We start from the raw sequence: 16,813 nt of genomic DNA, 5'->3' as shown, positions 1-16,813 counted from the left end.
CTGAGTCCGCCACTTCTTAATAGTATTTCTGTACTATGAAGGCGCGATCGCACTGTGCCAGTTGCGTAAGTCCTGATAGTAAATGTGCAATGGCGTATCCATCCGTCGCAGGCATCGCACCGAAGATACTGGTACGTTATGGATAATTGAAGTATCACCTGTTATATGTTCAGATGAGAGTCTGTAACTATGGAATGGATATCAGATGTTCGATTCAACTATGACTCAACCAAACGAACGCCACGCTCTTGTCATTGGGGGAAGTATCGCTGGACTGCTAGCAGCGCAAGTGCTGACTAAATACTTTAACAGCGTAACAATTATCGAACGCGATCATTTGAGTGCTCAACCAGAACAGCGTCCTGGTGTACCCCAAGCTCATCATCTCCACGTCTTACTCAAACGGGGTTTGGATATCTCAGAACAGCTTTTTCCAGGTATCCAGACTGAATTAGCGGCATCCGGCGCAGTCGCCATTAACGCCAGTGCTGATTACCTGTGGTATGGCTTAGGAGGATGGACACCCCGCTTTAATTCCGATTTGAACGTCTACAGTTTAAGTCGGAACTTACTCGAATGGATTATACGCCGTCGTTTAGCTATTAATAACCGTGTTGTATTTGTACAAGCAGCAATTGTTACTGGATTGCTGTCTAACCCCAACAAAACTCAGGTCACGGGTGTGCAGGTACGCCGAAAATTTGATGAGAGGCAAGATAACTCTGCTAAACAAACAGATTTTACTGCTGATTTAGTAGTAGATGCTAGCGGACGTAATTCTCTCGCTCCTGGGTGGTTAGAAGCAATGGGTTATACACCACCCAAAGAAACTGTGATTAATTCCTTTTTGGGCTATGCTAGTCGCTTATATCAACTTCCAGAAAACTTTCCAGCTGATTGGCAGGGTGCATTGGTAACGGCAAAAGCTCCAGGCACACGCGGTGGTGTAATGTCTGCAATCGAAGGAAATCGTTGGATAGTTACACTTGCTGGAATTGGTCGAGATTATCCACCAACTGACGAAGCTGGGTTTTTAGACTTTGCTCGTAGCTTACGCAATCCAATTATCTACGAAGCAATTAAAGATGCTCAAGCCATTTCGCCCGTGAGAGCCTATCATCGCACGGAAAATAGGTGGCTTCACTATGAAAAACTCTCGAGATTACCGTCAGGGTTTGTGCTAATAGGTGATGCGGTTTGTGCTTTCAATCCCGTCTATGGACAAGGCATGACTACTGCGGCTTTAGGTGCATTGACGTTAGATGAGTCTTTGAGTAAGCAATTATCCCGCCATACTGACGGAAATTTAGTTGGTCTATCCCGAAACTTTCAACAACAACTTAGCAAAAGAATTACAGTTCCCTGGTTGATGGCAACAGGTGAAGATTTTCGCTGGCATACTACTGTGGGCGGACGACCCAATTGGATGACGCAACTCATGCAGTACTATCTAGATCAAGTGTTGCTGCTGGCTGCCCAAAGCCCTGACATCCACAAGCTTTTCTTAGAAGTGATGCACCTACTCAAACCCCCCAGTGTATTTTTCCATCCCAGTGTTCTCAGGCAGGTGTTACAGCGAATCATCAAGAAGAGCGATCAAAACTGGAATAGAAGTGGGGACAACCTGTTGGTAGATCAGTGATTTTCTGATTGCTTACCGAATGAACCGTCAGCGATCGCTTAAATAAATTCCAGTTCATCTTAAACATATCTGTCCAATTAAATTCACTCATAAGTTGCTTTCGAGATGAAAAATCAAGAGAGTAAGAGTAAATATCTTCAAGAAAATAGTGAATCAATGAATAATATTCCAGGAGAATACCGAAATACTTATTATATATATGGTATGGATTTAACGGAGTGATTATCAGATTAACAATAGGTTTAATATGTCTCAACTTTTTGCCGTTGTCGTAGCAACTGTTCTAGAGTATTACGACTATAAAAACGCTCACCCAGAACATGACCAAAATCAACTGGCTTGGTTTCGTGAGCAGTATGACAAAGGAACACTACTGTGCTGTGGCCCGTTTTTTCTCCATGATGGAACGGGGCTGTGGATCATTCAGGCGGAGAATTTAAAAGCGGCTCAAGCCATTGTCAATAGTAGCCCCCGTGTGCGGGATGGGATGTTAGCGGACTCTGCTAGAGTTGTGGAGTGGCAGGTTCACATTGGACATGAGCGTTTTGAAAGTGTAAATAGATAGAAGCGATTTTCCGTTACCTAACGGCTCAAATCAAGTGCAGGTGCGTAATAAATTTTACCAATAAAACTACTTTCCTACTTGTTGTACCCAAAGCTTCCTCAAGACGACTGGTAAATTCTGATGGGCGATGTCTGCGACGGGCTATTTGGTGTCGCTTGGGCTTTCCTCGCTTGATTGGGAGAGCGATCGCAATTTCTTTCAGTGGAACTTCAATTTATATTCCCTATCCTGGGGTTCGTATACATAGACTTCATCAACTAAGCTTGAATTTGATTATTTAGAGAAACGGTCAATTTGGGTAGGCACTACAAAGGCATTGGAGTAGGTTTTCATGCGTACAAAGCCTTTGTCGCTATCCGCGCTAAACCTCACTAGAGACTCAGTAAAGTCTCCAAAGTCGTAAGTTTGAGTCGAAGCAGAGTTACTATGACTTATTTGATGCAGCCCAGATTAGCTGAAAGAAAACTCAAGCTCACAATCCAAAGTATGACGAAGAATTAGTAGCATCAAAAAAAAAGAAATCTGTAAGTTGCTGAAAGCGAGACGTTTTGAAATCGAGTCAGGAAACTTAGTAGTATTCATGGTTGATGAATGTCATTTATTATGGGGAGATGTATGTGGTTATGTTTGGGGAAAAGCTAGTGAACGAATAAATGTTCCAGTTAACAATGCCCGTTGTAAGCAAACATACATATTTTGGTGAATTAGATTATAAAACAAAAGAATTTTTGGTTTACGCAGCAGAGAAAGCTAATTCAAAAACGACTTTCCCCACAACCACGCCTCAATGTCAGTAGCCGCTTGATTGGCTACCTGCACTGCGTCATCCATGCTGTAGGCGTAGGTCATAGTTTTAGTTCCATCATTAAAATTAGGCAGTACAATTGTATTACTAATTGATATAGAAAATTGAGTTATGCACCTTCTGTGGTTTCGTCGAGATTTACGTTTGACTGATAACGAAATTGTTACCTTAGCGTCTGCCAATAATGCCGCAGTTTTACCATTCTTTATCATTGACCCTTGGTTTTATCAATGGGTTGATGTCGGTAAAACACGGGTGCAGTTTTTGTTTGAGTCTTTAGAGAATCTAGATAGTAATTTACAAAAATTAGGTAGCAGACTAATTTTATTTGAAGATGATGCTGTAGAGATTATACAAGAATTAACCAAACAATTAATACATCAAGGACATAGACCAAAACTCTACTTTAATCGTGATGTCCAAGTTGAGTATGGTATTAGCCGAGATAAAACCGTAGTTAATTTGTATCAAGCATTAAATCTCGATTATCATCTGGGACTAAACAACTTTTTACAATCACAAGATAAACGTGAGCAGTGGTTTAACGAGTATTACACATATCAAAGACAATCTGTTTACCCAACTCCCACTAATATCAACACTCCATCACTTTCTCTAAACCTACCTCAAATTACATTTGATGAACTAAAACAGAAATATCGTGCTTTTTTGCAAACAGAACAGGTATATTTTATTGGTGGAGAAACACAGGCACAAGCTACATTAAATTCATTTCTTAAAAGTAGATTTAATGGCTATCATTGGAAACTTTCTCGCCCAATGCTCTCACAGCTTGGAGCAACATCGCATTTATCACCACATCTGACTTTTGGGACTATTTCAACTCGCACTGTTTACCAAAGTACTAAGGCAAGGGCAGCAGAACTTACAAATCAGCCCAAGGCAGAATTTTCCTTAAAAGCTTTTCGTGACCGCTTACGCTGGCATGATAGTTTTACACAACGTCTTTATTTTTATCCAGAAATAGCTTACAAAAATCGTTACCCAGAATTTGATGAATGGTATACACCTCTAGAGCTACCATCACAAAAGCAAGAACTGTTTCAGGGGTGGCAACAAGGAATGACAGGCTTTCCTCTAGTAGATGCCAGTATGCGACAACTAAAAACTATGGGTTGGATGAACTTTCGCATGAGGGCAATGTGTGCCATGTTTTTAACTATCAACTGTGGTATTTCCTGGCATCACGGCGCTAGACATTATATGAACTATTTAGTAGATGGAGATTTAGCAATTGATAATTGGCAGTGGCAGATGCAATCAGGTGTTACTAATCCGCTTAGTGATACTTTTCGCATATATAACCCAAACAAAAATATTCCAGAAAAAGACCCAGACCTCAAATTTATTTACTATTGGATAAGCGAACTAAAAGGTTATAGTCTACCAGAAATTCTTCAAGGTAAATATATTGGCACTAGTTCTTATCCACCAACTATTTTAGATTGGGCTAAAACCCGCAAAGTTAACGGTAAAATCATCTCTGACCTTCGGAAAAAAGTAAGAGAAAGGTTAACTCTCCAAGGTGGAGATGAATATGAAAGTGCAGTTGCAGCTAAAGAAACAGTCAATAAATACTGGCAGCACAAAGATAAACAGTACAAAGAATTCAAGGAATTAGAGGTAGAACTAGAGTAAACCAATAGCGCTTACCTCTAGTTAGGTGGGTGCTAATATTATTTGCGGCAACGTTTACAAGTTGCCTTTGGTGCGATGCCAAAGGCGGGCTATGACGCTCCTGCGTCGCTCTAAGTGTTGGCGCAGCCTCTCGTAGAGAAGCTATGCCGAACTCGTTCGCGTTAGCGTCTCTGAAAGAGAAGAGAAGGCTTTATGCTACGCTATCGGTGTTGCACTTAAAAAATTCTTAGAGGAAAAATTGCACCCCTGGAGCGATCGCATAAACTAACTGCTGTCGAATACTTATTTTGTAGCAGGTGGTGTATCAACTCGCTCGTTGAGTTCTCGAAGTTGTTGGTTTAATTGGCTCTGTCGTTTGAGCAAAATTTCCAAATCTTCCTTCGTTGCTAAATCCGCCCTGTTAGCGGGAATAAGTTGATTTAGCTGATTCAGGCACGTATTCAAGCCAGCAGCTTTCTTCATAGCGCGTAACTGGGCGCGAACCTTGATATGTGCCATCAGGATACCCAGATAGGCAACCTGCCTGGGGAACCGTGTTGCGCCCATCGCTTGGTGTTTGTGACAAAGTTTTTGATGAATAAAAAATAATTGTTGCTAGTGCCAAGGTAGTTGTAAAGGTGGCTGAATTTAACAAGCCAGCAATTGAGGACTTCTTTTACATTGGTCGCAGCTACAAGCCATTTACTCCTTCACCTTATCAAATTAATATTCGGCTTTCAAACTTGAGCTTAATTCTTAAAGTAGATGAGAAAAAGAATCAGAAATGCATATACTGCAATTATCAAGCAATGAATTAATAAGCCCCTAGTTTTAGACCTGCTAGGAGCTTTTTTTTAATTTATTATCATTCAACTAATACCAATTCTTTGTGAAGCTGCATAGAATTTTACCCCACCCCTTAATCCCCTCCCCGCTTGCAAAAGAGGGGAAAATCCGGTTCCCTCCTCGCTTGCGGGGAGGGTTAGGGTGGGGTTCTTTCCGCCTGCAACTTCATATTAAATTGGTATATTGGTATAAGGTGTATATCACAAGAAGTAACAGCATTCATCCTCAAGGCTATAAATAATTGATTCTGTTGATAGATTGAATGTCAATGTTTGGATTGCTATTGTGTATTTGTCAGTAAAAAACGTTGTTCAAATTAAAACAATGAATATTCTTGCTTGGATTGTATTAGGTCTAATTGCTGGTGCTATTGCAAAAGCTATCTACCCCGGTCATCAAGGTGGCGGAATTCTCGGAACAATCTTATTAGGAATTATTGGTGCTTTTGTTGGTGGCAGTCTGGGTGTATTCTTCAATACAGGAACCTTAGCTCTAGCGGCTCCTGGTCTTAGCATTCCTGGTATTGCAGTAGCGGTTCTTGGTGCAATTGTCGCTGTTTTCTTGTGGAACGCGTTAACTAGCCGCAGTGCTTTGTAATCAATCAAATTGGAATTAATTAATCGTAAAAATCAGGGAACTCATTTCACTATATTTTCTCCCTGAGCTTAAATTATTTGAATAGCGCCTGCCTATATTTAGGTAGGCGCTATTCTTTTGTTAGAGTGCGATGCCGTTCAAGGGGTAGCGTAAGCGCATCTCGTAGAGAGGAAATCGGTAAAGGGGCTAGCTCAATTGGTACGCCAGTATCAAGCAATCAAACAGTCAACGGGGAATTTTTTAAAGATGAAAATCAATGCTCCCGAAAAACTTCATAATAAATCCCGCTAAAAATTTCCGTAACTTCTCTATAAAGCACTGTAGCTTCATTTAGGAACATAGTGACAATACTAAATTTAAACGATTGCATAAAACTTTCAACACCAAACTATAAGTCAATGTATTGGTGTTCATCTCAAATTATTTGCCATCAAGGCAGGAAAAACACGCAATGTACATTCAGAAACTTTCTGCATCTCTATTTTCGGCAACTACCTTGTTAACTGGAACTACTTTGGCTGTCTTGGTTAGCTCTACAACTCTTTCACTCGTGTTTGATCAAGAGGCTCAAGCGCAAAAACTACCTTATGGGCCAGATACTTGTCGTCAAGGCTATGTTTGGCGCGAAGCCGTTCCTAATGACCATGTTTGCGTCACACCCAAAACCCGTTCTCAAGCTGCAAAAGATAATAGTCAAGTCGCTAATCGGATTCAGCCAGGAGGAGGCCCCTATGGTTCTTTCACTTGTCGTCAAGGCTATGTTTGGCGCGAAGCTGTTCCCAATGACTATGTTTGTGTCACACCCAAAACCCGTTCTCAAGCTGCAAAAGACAATAGTCAAGCCAATAATCGCCGAGCTTCAAGTGGTGTGACCATTGACAATGGAACCCAACTCAATCCAGTTCACGACTAATTGCATGGGCGGATAGCTCAAATCAAGAATCGTTTGTAACCATTCAGGGGGTACAAAAGCGTTGCTTGCGGCCGTTAGGCATCGCTCCCTAGCAAATACAAGCGAACCCGTAGACCATCGCCCATAAAAAATTCTTAGAGGAAAAATTAGACCTCTTGGGCGATCGCCTAATTCAGCCAAAATCCACCTATTTTTCCATCTTTGAGGCTAAGTTTAGCTAAGACATTATCACCACCATCAAAAAATGTCAGTTTCCATAAATAAACTTGATACCCTTGCTGATTCAGATTTCCCAAGAAAACTGCCGAATACCCTTTTTTGAGGCGAGGAGCCAACTGTCCACTAACTTGTGTAAATGTTTGCTTTGTAATACCTTCTTTGAAAGCAGTATTTCCAAGAGAAATAAACGAGAAACAGTACACTGGTACTATGAAAATTCCAGAGTGCGATTGCTGTCTCCTTTACTCACATAATCCTCACTTCGTCTGTGCCGTTCACCCAGCAGGGCCACAGGGGAACAGTTGTTTGGACTTTCGAGAAGACCCCGACATTGAAGCAGATTAAATTAATCATCACCATTTTTGAGGGGATGTCCAGTTTTTGTCTACAAGAGCGTAGCTTGCTGCCGTCCTACTTTCCTCTAAGAAATTGAAGAGGGCGACACCGAGCAGCCCGTCGTAGACATCGCTCTTAAGACGAACGAATCAGTGTAAATTCAGAAATTCTTGAAATTAATCAAAATACTAACTTACCGGATGATATAACCCCGTAATTTCGTTAAATTCCCACCCTAACCCTGCTCTATCTTTGCCCTTGCACCATGCCACAAAAAGCGGTGGTGGTAGATTAATCCGCTCCTTGCGTACAGTTTCAAGACTAACACCAAGTCTCTTACCTAAACCTTCTTCGGTTAATGGTTGCATTCGCGGAGTATGCCCTTGATATGATGAATTGTTGTAGTACGATTTATTGCCCCGCCTCGGTTGGTTGTTGAGATAGTTTTGAATTTTTATAATCGCCTCAGCCAACTGTGTCATTCGGGCTGTTATCCCCTCAATTTTTTCTTCTAAATCGGCGAGATTATGGATTGCTTCGGTTTGGTTACTATTTAGAGTCACTTGAAAGTTGTGACTCCAGCTTATCAAGTCGTGAGCAAATAGCTAATATCGTTTCATTCGTAAGACTGCTGTTACTATTGTTACTATTAAGTAAGTATTCCTCAACACTTGCCTTAATCTTAGAGTCCAAGCGTTTATCTAAATTATCGCCACCAATTGCATCAAGGTTATCTATATCATCTAGGTAGAGTTCGATAAATTGGGTCAGTGTGGCTGTTGCCGTCGTCCCTTTCTCCCGGCAACGGGCGATAAACTGCTCCCACATCTTTTGGTTACAGTTAAAAGATGCTAGCTTCTTTGTTCTCCCTGTATTGCTCATATCTAAGTAATATCTTGTGTTACCGGGACTCTCCGCGACCGAGTGAGCGCGTCATCCCGAAAAGATAATTACCTTGACAGTATCATGGTGCGATTCGTTTAATCTAAAGAAGGCTGAAAAGCTTACGGGACGGTTAGCCTAGCTTATCTATTGCTAGAACAACTGATTACACATCTAGGTGCGGGGTTCCTCCCTTAGTCCTAGTCCGCAAGTGCAGCGGTAAAAGCATATCCCCTACTCCAGCAGGTACCAACTTCTAGGGTAAAGCGGGGATAAAAGGCAGAACTACTGGTAGCCAAATCCGGTAACTGTCGAGCAAGAATCCATGCGTAGCGAAAGCAAAGATGCGAGTAATCATCGTCATGTCAAATGGTCAAATGGCTGATAGACCAAGCCAAAAGGCAAGGATAGGGCGTAAGCGGTTCATGATCCGACTTATCAGCACTGCCCATAAACCCGGTGAATAGCATCGCGCTAAAGATTCAATTAATGTGTAATCGGAACGAATTAACCCCTATATACCTCTGGAGAGATTGAAATCCAGTAAGTAGCTAACGAATGGTGTATAGGGGCGGGATTGTATCAGAAGCGAATGCCCTCGGTAATGCGAGGGATATGCTGACGGATACACGGTAACTTCAAAGGAATAGAAACCAATAGCAATGAATAAGTCTAAAACGCAGAACAATCTGACGGTGGAATGGAACAAACTCGACTGGCGAAAGCTAGAAAAGCGAGTTTTTAAGTTGCAAAAGCGAATATTCCAAGCAAGTGAGCGTGGCGATGTTAAAGCAGTTCGCAAACTTCAGAAGACCTTGATTAGGTCATGGTCTGCCAAGTGTATTGCGGTTAGAAGGGTAACACAGGATAACCAAGGGAAGAATACGGCGGGTGTGGATGGGCTAAAAAGCCTTAACCCGAAGCAACGTACTAATCTTGTAGGTCAATTAAAACTGACCGGGAAATCAAAACCCACCAGACGGGTAATGATAGCTAAACCCGGTATTAACGAAAAGAGACCATTAAGAATACCCACAATTTTTGACCGCGCACTGCAAGCGCTATGCAGGATAGCGTTAGAACCTGAATGGGAGGCTCGCTTTGAGCCAAACTCATACGGTTTTAGACCCGGACGTTCGTGCCACGATGCGATTGAGGCGATATTCAACAGTATTAGATATAAAGCCAAATATGTGCTGGATGCTGATATATCGAAATGCTTTGACTGCATCAATCATGAAGCGTTACTGAGAAAAATCAACACATACCCGACAATGAGACACCAGATAAAATCATGGCTCAGAGCCGGGGTGTTAGACCAGGAAGAAATATTCCCTACTAATGAAGGCACACCACAAGGCGGGGTCAGTGCGCTACGAAGCGCATAGTGGTATTGCTTAGGTCAATGGAATAAGGAGGTGATTTATAAGACCTATAGAAGCTGGCTGCTCACCCCAGAGCGTCAAGGCTGAGTCGGCAGGCGGGGGACAATGAGTAATAACCCGTTTGAAGCCCGATGAACAAGGGGCAACGTGCTGACACCCTGTTACAGCATAAGGCTCCGAGCCTGAATTTGACTATGGCTACGCAAGAAACCCTTGTTTGAAGCGCCCACACCTTGGACGTACTGCTAAACAACAGGGATGGTACGAGATATCAGGTAAATCAACTTTTGATTCGGTTGATGAAAAGGTCTTTCTACGCGGACTGAACCGCTCTGATTATAGGGGTATAAATTATCGGCTGATATCGGGGACACTGGGTTTGTGTCTTACGGGCGTAAAGAGGGAGCCTAAAGTCAAATACAACACATACCGCTATGTGAACGTAGGAAGCATGATGGTTGGTCTCTACGAAGACTGGGCTAACTGCGGCTGATGTAATCATCATGTGGCAGAGCCGTCGTAGTAGTCCGAGCCAGGGAATAGCCTGGTACATGGCAAAGGACGGCAGTCATTGTCAAGGAACGTCAAGGGAAATAGAGAGGACTAAAATGTATGTCCGATATTATCAAAACCCAACGTAGCCTAGCCACGAAGGCGAAGCATAATCCTCAACATCAGTTCGACCATTTGTATCGGCTAATCTGCCGAGAAGATTGGATACGTGTAGCCTTAGAATTTGTCCTTTCAAATAAAGGGGCAAAAACTGGGGGAATTGATGGCGTAACTAAAAAGCAACTTGCATCAATTACGGCAAAAGCCGAGTTTGTCAGGGAGTTACAATCTGAACTGCGCTCTAAGCAGTTTAAACCAAAACCAGTACGCCGTGTCTACATTCCCAAAGCTAAAGGTAAGCGTCGTCCATTGGGTATTGCCACCCTCAAAGACCGCGTAGTACAAATGCTGCTGAAGATGGTGCTGGAACCAATATGGGAAAGTGAGTTTCTCAACTGCTCCAATGGGTTTAGACCAGGGCGCAGAACACAGGACTGCATTGCCTTAATGGACAGTTACATCAACAAGCGCAATAAATACTTCTGGGTGATTGAGGGAGATATTAAAGGAGCATTTGACAATATTCACCATGAGATTTTATTAAAACTCGTGGCTGATAAAGTTGCAGACAAGCGTCTCCTAAAATTAATCGGACGTTTCTTAAAAGCAGGAATGATGCAAGGTGCATTGTTTCAACGTACTGATATTGGTACGCCACAAGGTGCAATTTGCTCACCGTTATTGGCGAATATTTATTTGCACCAATTAGATAAATATTGGTGGAATAAATATGGGAGCCTTGACCGCAAGCAAAAAGAGAAACGCCGAACCCAACGCCTGGGAAATTGTGCTTTAATACGCTATGCCGATGATTGGCTGCTATTAACTAATGGCGGTAAAACAGAAGCATTGCAGTTACGTGATGAGTTTCAAACCTTCTTAAAAGAAGAATTAAAGTTAGAACTCAACATTGAAAAGACAAGAGTTACCCACGTTAATAATGGCTTTGACTTTCTTGGTTTCCACGTCCGACGCTACGTTAGCAGTCATGATAAACCAAAGTTATTAGTGACACCAACTGAAGATGCCAAAGAACGTCTAAAAGCCAAAGTTAAGGAGATGACCAAGCGAAAATGGTTTAAGGATTCCCCTTTGCTCAAGTTTACTGCAATCAATGCGGTATTACGGGGCTGGATTGGTTATTACTGTCATTGTAATGCTAAGAAAACGGCTAAAAACCTAGATTTCTGGGTCAATGAACGCTTATTTCTCTGGTTGCAAAAACGACATCGCTTACCAGCAAGCAAAATTATCAAGACGTACAAGATGCGTCAAGTTCATAAAACTGGACAAAGAGATAATTGGGGAATTAGGAACGGGGACGACTATTTGTACCTGTACCGTATGAGCGATAAACCGATTACTAAATATCGGTCGCGCTCTGTACCGAACCCATATTTGTCGGGTGAAGAGTCTATAACGCTAACAACTCCTGAAGTCCCAATCAAAGAATCTGTCTGGCTTGGTAATGCTGAAAATTATGAATGGCGAGAATTGAAAGCGGAATTTTTAGCGGAATACGGAGCTAAATGTACTGTTTGTGGATGTACCCAAAAACTCGATTTGCATCATATTAAAGCACGTCGAATTGGTGGTACTGATAACAAAGAGAACTTACAGTTACTCTGTAGAAGCTGTCATGCTCAAACGTCTTCGTTTGGCAACCACACTAGGTTGCAATGATGGAAAGCGAAGTGACGGGAAACTGTCACGCTTCGTTTGGAGAGAGGGATAGAGAAACACGTAAATTGCAAGATTTAAAGGTGCGCTCCGTCCCTACTCTATTTTCTCCGTTATTGGCAAATATTGCCTTACATGGGATGGAAGAACGGGTTAAACAATACGCTCAAACGCTAAAAGGGGCTAAGAGTAATAACCGAAAAGCCCTAAGTTTAATCCGATATGCTGATGACTTTTTGATAATTCATGAGGACATTGGCGTAGTGCAAGCCTGTCAGAAAATAATCGCAGATTGGTTAAGTGGCATAGGATTGGAGTTAAAGCCAAGCAAGACAAAATTAACCCACACCTTAAATGAATTTAACGGAAATGTCGGGTTTGATTTTTTAGGTTTTCATGTTCAGCAGTACAAAGTAGGTAACTACCGAGGTACTAACAATACGAACGGAACCCCGCTAGGTTTTACCACACTAATCACCCCCGCCAAAGCCAAAGTTAAGACCCACGTAGCCAAAATAGCTGAAGTAATAGATACTCATAAAACTGCCCCGCAAGCTGCCTTAATCAGTAGGCTAAATCCAATCATTAAGGGATGGTCAAACTATTACTCAACAGTTGCTAGCAAAAAAACCTTTTCAAAGGTAGATAAGCTAACATGGCAGAAGTTAAGAACATGGGCTAAAAGCAGGGGAAAAGGTAGTATCAACAAAGACAAATACTGGCGAACAGTAGGCGACAAAAATTGGTGCTTCAGTACCGAAGATAAACTAGAGTTAGCCCAACACCAGGCAACGCCAATCATCAGGCACGTCAAAGTAAAAAGTGAGGCTAGCCCGTACAACGGTGACTGGATTTATTGGAGTAAGCGACGCGGAGAATACCCAGAAACTCCTAATAGAGTTGCAAAATTACTCAAAAGGCAACAGGGTAAATGTACCCACTGTGGGCTGTATTTTACGAGTACAGACATTGTAGAAGTTGACCATATTAAGCCAAAATCGTTAGGTGGCAAAGATACCTACGATAACCTACAACTTCTACACAAGCATTGTCACGACACAAAAACGGCTCAAGATAGCTCCTTCCACAAGAGCTATGCTGATAATCCGTTTTGAATTGTATCCATAACAAGGATGGAGTTATTGAGGAGCCGTGTGAAGCGAAAGCCTCATGCACGGTTTTGAAAAAGAGGTAGAAGTAGCAATGCTTTTATCGACTTTAACATGAGGGTGACTATTGGTCGTGCTGCACGAGCGATTACCCAACATGGCAGTGCGATGGCGTACCCGCCCGCTAAGAGTGCGATCGCAGCGCTCGAAGACTGATAATGTGAACTTATAGAGAAATGATATGTACCGATTTACACAATATATCTGGCGTTGCGCCCTAGTAGTCTTTCTCGCATTGACTCTATATGGATGGGGTGTAGAAGAAGCACACGCGCTGCTGCGGCAACATCATGATTCCCCCGGCGTTTTGCACTACCACTCGCAAGTATCTATCAAAGATAACAAAGGGTACGCTTGGCAAGTGCTACTGTTCAAACAAAATTACAACAGTCCAGTCAAAGACTTAAGGTTGCGCTTAGTTGGCTTTCCTGGTGTGGTTGAAGTTGCTCACCCCCAACCATTAGAAATTGAGGCAACATCAGGAAAATTGCTTTTGGTATCAGATGTCTACGCTTTAACTGCACCCGCCCCTAATGTGGGTGAATATGAATTAACTGATGTCTTAGCTAAATTGCCTACAACCGATGCGCTCAAACTTCATGTGCCAGCGTATAGCGAACAGCCATTGGTTCTTAATATACCCAACACTGTAGTAACTGAGTGGCAATGGCTAGTGACAGAGATTGATTAACCCTTGTAACATCTTAAACATTAAATTTTGGGGTAAGGGTGGGAAGTACCGGGAGATTGGCTTAGACCACGAGACTTCTAAGTTGCTTAAAAAGTATCGGGGTATGGCTAGTTAGTGATAAGATGCCGGTGTTCCCGAATGTGTCACCTGATCCAGCAAAAAGGGGGTTGCCGTTGAGCGACCGAGCCATAAAACAGCTAATTCAGGATATCTCCGAGGTGGCGAAGGTGAAGTTTTCGTGTCACTGGTTGCGGCATTCTCACGCAACGAGGGCGGTGGAAATTAAGCCACTGTTTGAGGTGCAAGACCAGTTAGGGTAGAAAAAAAGCGATACTACCAAGGGGTATGTAAGAGTGAAGAAGGATGCGGGAACGGGTACAGTGCTGCCGAAGTTTTGATTAGATAATCTTGTCATTACTTGTTCTTATTTAACTTATAGAGGTGCGATGGCAGTGGGCGAATGTCAGACTATCTGCAATGATTGTGCTTTCCATGCCTTAGTAGAAGGAGTGATAGAGTGCATTCACCCTGACGAATTTGGAGTGAATTGTTCTACCGTCATTTTCTGCAATTCATTTGAGCCAACACTCATAATTGACAGTCCTTGTGTGACATACGGCAATGATGAAGAATAACTTCAATTGTGTAGGCGCACTGCTCCCGGTCGGCATCGCACTTAAACCAAAAAACCCAGTTACGATGACTGGGCTTTGGATGGGGTTATATTCCCCAAGGGCTATTTATAGAAGTTATTTATAAGTCGCGGTTCTAATAAGGACTACAACGCCTAGATAGCGAATTCCAGAAAATTTGAGTGCCATTGTGCTTGTTATCCCTTGCTTTTTGGATGCGTAGGCTAGCAATAACCGTAGGCATCACCCATTGCATCTGCGCGATTAATGAGAGCGTAGTTTCCCGGCCCAGGCATCGCCCTCTATCCTCTAAGAATGAGAAGCGATCGCCTCTACACTTTGACTGTACATATACACAAAAAAGGTGGGCAATGCCCACCTTTGAAGCTTAATTATGTGCGCGAAGCAAAATTAAGTTCAAGGGGCGACAAGCTCGCTAAAGTGCTTGCTGTATAAGCTTCATAGCTTTTAAACCTCGCTGATAATATGCTTGCTTATTGCGACTGAAACTGACAAGTTCCTCGACCCATGCTTGACACCCATACCAAGCAATTATCCAATTGAAACCATATAAACCTATCCAGAAATTACTGTGACGCTTGTCATTTCTATTTTTTTCTTCTTGGCGACAAATATATGATTTTTGTTTTTGAAATTTAGTTCTTTGTCCATGTAACCAAGCACTTGTCATAGCCAAAGCAATTAAGAATATTATTCGTACAAGTCTATCAGGGTTAGCTTGAGAGCCTTCCAGATTATAACCACCAGTTTTACAATCTTTAAACATTGCTTCAATGCCAAAACGTTGAGCATAGATTTTAAGAGCAGTATTTAAATCAGGTAAATTAGTTAATAAATACCAAGCTTCTTTATCTTGTTTACCCTTGTACTTTCTTTTCCAGTACACTGCTAAGTTAAAGCGACCAAAACCTCTTTTTTGAGTAAACTTAACATTGGTGTAGAACTGATGAATACCAGGATAAATTTCAATACCACTTAAAGGTTGGAACTTTTGTCCTTTTTCACAAAAAGTAGTGTCCTTTTTTTGACGGAAAATAAAGCTCTTATTCTGCTTGTGGAGCCAGTGCGCTAGTTCTACGCTGTGAAATTATCTATCCCCGATAATTACTAGTTTGTACTTTTTTAATAAGCGAATTACTGGGCGTAATACTTTCTGCTGTTCTTCTAGGTTACTGCAGCCATCTTTCTCTAACAGACACCAATATATTGGCCAAGCTCTCTTTTGATAAATCACGCTCACCATCAACACATTGTTTTCTTTCCACTGCGTCCTATCCATTACAATGGTTAATTGTGACTCTACCTGAAAATGTTGGTTAATTATTGCTTCAATGATAGGAAACCACAATAAGACTACACTCAAGACATTTAGTGTTAAAAACCTTTGCAAATGCCTTCTCCGACTGTTTTGTTGTATTGGTAGAGGCAAAGTTGCTGCCAATCTTTCTATCTTCACTTGTTTCTGATTTTGTAGCAACCACACCAACATCTTTAGGGTGATTAACTGTGCTTTGTTTAGGTATTTTTCTAAGAAGTTTTGGTAGAATGATGCCAGCATTATGACGACGGTCTTGGTCAAATTACGAGACCGTTCTTTTTTACCATTAAACTGTACCCTACAGGTAGCCCCTTAATAACTGTACAGTTCATTATCAATAAGCACTCACATTTTTCAAGGGGTCTGTGCCTCCCAAACCTTTAGCTTGCAAGGTTTAGAGGCGATTGTCGCCCCTTGAACTCTGCTTTTGTAGTTCCTACTCCAGAAGATTACCGCGCTTTGCATACCAGCCTTTTAGAAGACTTTTACGGTGAACTGATTTATCAGTATAGTTTCATGTACGATACAACCTGCCCAATGGTTGTAGCTGTGGATGATGCTCAAATTAATAGTTTGACAGATTTAAAAACAGCGATCGCACTTATGCGCTCGGATTGGGCTTCTTTTCAAGGATTTATGGCTGGAGGATTATTACAGCGTCAACTCCATTCCCAGAGAGTGTATACTGCTGGACCATTCCAAATGCAACGGTTTATCACTAGCCTGCAACCTAAAGAAGAAAACGTTTCTACCCCAATGGGCAAGGTATTCCAATGCCATATCCTTGTGCGTAATCAATTCCTAGTGCCGTAATTCGCTCTAAAATCGCGTCATTTTCTACAAACTCAGCAATCGTCTGAAT

General features: G+C 42.0%; 18 protein-coding genes and 2 pseudogenes. 13 read left to right on the top strand and 7 right to left on the bottom strand.

Going from position 1 to position 16,813, the window contains the following annotated elements; genetic code table 11:
* Positions 1–205 precede the first annotated feature (205 nt).
* The 4 genes and pseudogenes from RMX98_RS34825 to RMX98_RS34810 all read left to right on the top strand — a co-directional run bounded on the left by RMX98_RS34825 (position 206) and on the right by RMX98_RS34810 (position 4,671).
* Positions 206–1,642 carry an FAD-dependent oxidoreductase gene (locus tag RMX98_RS34825; RefSeq protein WP_322681863.1) on the top strand — a complete coding sequence of 479 codons (1,437 nt, stop codon included), beginning with the start codon at positions 206–208 and terminating at the stop codon, positions 1,640–1,642.
* Between the two features lie 247 nt (positions 1,643–1,889).
* Entirely contained in the window at positions 1,890–2,207 is a 318-nt protein-coding gene (locus tag RMX98_RS34820) for a YciI family protein (protein WP_322681862.1), read from the top strand.
* 404 nt (positions 2,208–2,611) lie between these two features.
* Positions 2,612–2,968: pseudogene (locus RMX98_RS34815) on the top strand (IS630 family transposase); the annotation flags it as partial.
* Positions 2,969–3,123: 155 nt separating this feature from the next.
* Positions 3,124–4,671, top strand: a complete 1,548-nt coding sequence (locus RMX98_RS34810; RefSeq protein WP_322681861.1) for an FAD-binding domain-containing protein — start codon at positions 3,124–3,126, stop codon at positions 4,669–4,671.
* A gap of 282 nt (positions 4,672–4,953) precedes the next feature.
* Here the strand turns inward: RMX98_RS34810 and RMX98_RS34805 are convergent, their stop codons facing one another.
* Complete coding sequence (locus RMX98_RS34805) at positions 4,954–5,169, bottom strand: hypothetical protein (protein WP_322681865.1); 216 nt, start codon at positions 5,167–5,169, stop codon at positions 4,954–4,956.
* Complete coding sequence (locus tag RMX98_RS34800; protein WP_322681864.1) at positions 5,072–5,275, bottom strand: S-layer homology domain-containing protein; 204 nt, start codon at positions 5,273–5,275, stop codon at positions 5,072–5,074. Before RMX98_RS34800 ends, RMX98_RS34805 begins: the two co-directional genes overlap by 98 nt.
* 545 nt (positions 5,276–5,820) lie before the next feature.
* Here RMX98_RS34800 and RMX98_RS34795 point away from each other — a divergent pair.
* Together RMX98_RS34795 and RMX98_RS34790 are read left to right on the top strand one after the other, a co-directional pair.
* A complete protein-coding gene (locus tag RMX98_RS34795; RefSeq protein WP_179070917.1) occupies positions 5,821–6,093 on the top strand; it encodes a GlsB/YeaQ/YmgE family stress response membrane protein in 273 nt (90 codons plus the stop codon).
* Positions 6,094–6,544: 451 nt separating this feature from the next.
* Positions 6,545–7,006 (top strand): hypothetical protein, encoded by a 462-nt coding sequence (locus RMX98_RS34790; protein ID WP_322681860.1) that lies wholly within the window; start codon positions 6,545–6,547, stop codon positions 7,004–7,006.
* Positions 7,007–7,173: 167 nt separating this feature from the next.
* Here RMX98_RS34790 and RMX98_RS34785 read toward each other — a convergent pair whose 3' ends face one another.
* From RMX98_RS34785 to RMX98_RS34775, 3 genes are all read right to left on the bottom strand, one after another.
* Complete coding sequence (locus tag RMX98_RS34785; RefSeq protein WP_322681859.1) at positions 7,174–7,428, bottom strand: hypothetical protein; 255 nt, start codon at positions 7,426–7,428, stop codon at positions 7,174–7,176.
* Positions 7,429–7,749: 321 nt separating this feature from the next.
* Positions 7,750–8,124, bottom strand: coding sequence for a hypothetical protein (locus tag RMX98_RS34780; protein ID WP_322681858.1), 375 nt, complete (start codon positions 8,122–8,124; stop codon positions 7,750–7,752).
* Positions 8,111–8,443: a hypothetical protein gene (locus RMX98_RS34775; RefSeq protein ID WP_322681857.1), complete on the bottom strand. Its 333-nt coding sequence runs from the start codon at positions 8,441–8,443 to the stop codon at positions 8,111–8,113. Before RMX98_RS34775 ends, RMX98_RS34780 begins: the two co-directional genes overlap by 14 nt.
* A 662-nt stretch (positions 8,444–9,105) precedes the next feature.
* Here RMX98_RS34775 and RMX98_RS34770 point away from each other — a divergent pair.
* The 6 genes from RMX98_RS34770 to RMX98_RS34745 all read left to right on the top strand — a co-directional run bounded on the left by RMX98_RS34770 (position 9,106) and on the right by RMX98_RS34745 (position 14,615).
* Positions 9,106–9,831 carry a reverse transcriptase N-terminal domain-containing protein gene (locus RMX98_RS34770; RefSeq protein WP_322681856.1) on the top strand — a complete coding sequence of 242 codons (726 nt, stop codon included), beginning with the start codon at positions 9,106–9,108 and terminating at the stop codon, positions 9,829–9,831.
* Between the two features lie 609 nt (positions 9,832–10,440).
* Positions 10,441–12,123, top strand: coding sequence for a group II intron reverse transcriptase/maturase (ltrA, locus tag RMX98_RS34765; RefSeq protein ID WP_322681855.1), 1,683 nt, complete (start codon positions 10,441–10,443; stop codon positions 12,121–12,123).
* On the top strand, positions 12,120–13,235 hold the full coding sequence (locus RMX98_RS34760) for a group II intron reverse transcriptase (protein WP_322681854.1): 1,116 nt from the start codon (positions 12,120–12,122) through the stop codon (positions 13,233–13,235). Before ltrA ends, RMX98_RS34760 begins: the two co-directional genes overlap by 4 nt.
* Positions 13,236–13,470: 235 nt before the next feature.
* The gene (locus RMX98_RS34755; RefSeq protein WP_322681853.1) at positions 13,471–13,980 is read left to right on the top strand and encodes a DUF3122 domain-containing protein; all 510 of its coding nucleotides are present in this window, start codon (positions 13,471–13,473) and stop codon (positions 13,978–13,980) included.
* 140 nt (positions 13,981–14,120) lie between these two features.
* On the top strand, positions 14,121–14,300 hold the full coding sequence (locus tag RMX98_RS34750) for a hypothetical protein (protein WP_322681852.1): 180 nt from the start codon (positions 14,121–14,123) through the stop codon (positions 14,298–14,300).
* A gap of 126 nt (positions 14,301–14,426) precedes the next feature.
* Entirely contained in the window at positions 14,427–14,615 is a 189-nt protein-coding gene (locus RMX98_RS34745) for a hypothetical protein (protein WP_322681851.1), read from the top strand.
* 433 nt (positions 14,616–15,048) lie between these two features.
* Here the strand turns inward: RMX98_RS34745 and RMX98_RS34740 are convergent.
* Both RMX98_RS34740 and RMX98_RS34735 read right to left on the bottom strand, forming a co-directional pair.
* Positions 15,049–15,708, bottom strand: a pseudogene (locus RMX98_RS34740) (transposase); the annotation flags it as partial.
* A gap of 12 nt (positions 15,709–15,720) precedes the next feature.
* On the bottom strand, positions 15,721–16,212 hold the full coding sequence (locus RMX98_RS34735; RefSeq protein WP_322681850.1) for a hypothetical protein: 492 nt from the start codon (positions 16,210–16,212) through the stop codon (positions 15,721–15,723).
* A 153-nt stretch (positions 16,213–16,365) separates the two neighbouring features.
* Between RMX98_RS34735 and RMX98_RS34730 the strand changes: the two genes are divergently transcribed.
* Positions 16,366–16,764, top strand: a complete 399-nt coding sequence (locus RMX98_RS34730; RefSeq protein ID WP_322681849.1) for an ARPP-2 domain-containing protein — start codon at positions 16,366–16,368, stop codon at positions 16,762–16,764.
* Positions 16,765–16,813: the final 49 nt, after the last annotated feature.

It is taken from the genome of Nostoc sp. DedQUE02 (genome assembly GCF_034531035.1).
GTDB lineage: Bacteria > Cyanobacteriota > Cyanobacteriia > Cyanobacteriales > Nostocaceae > Nostoc.
This window is presented reverse-complemented; position numbering and strand designations above follow the sequence as displayed.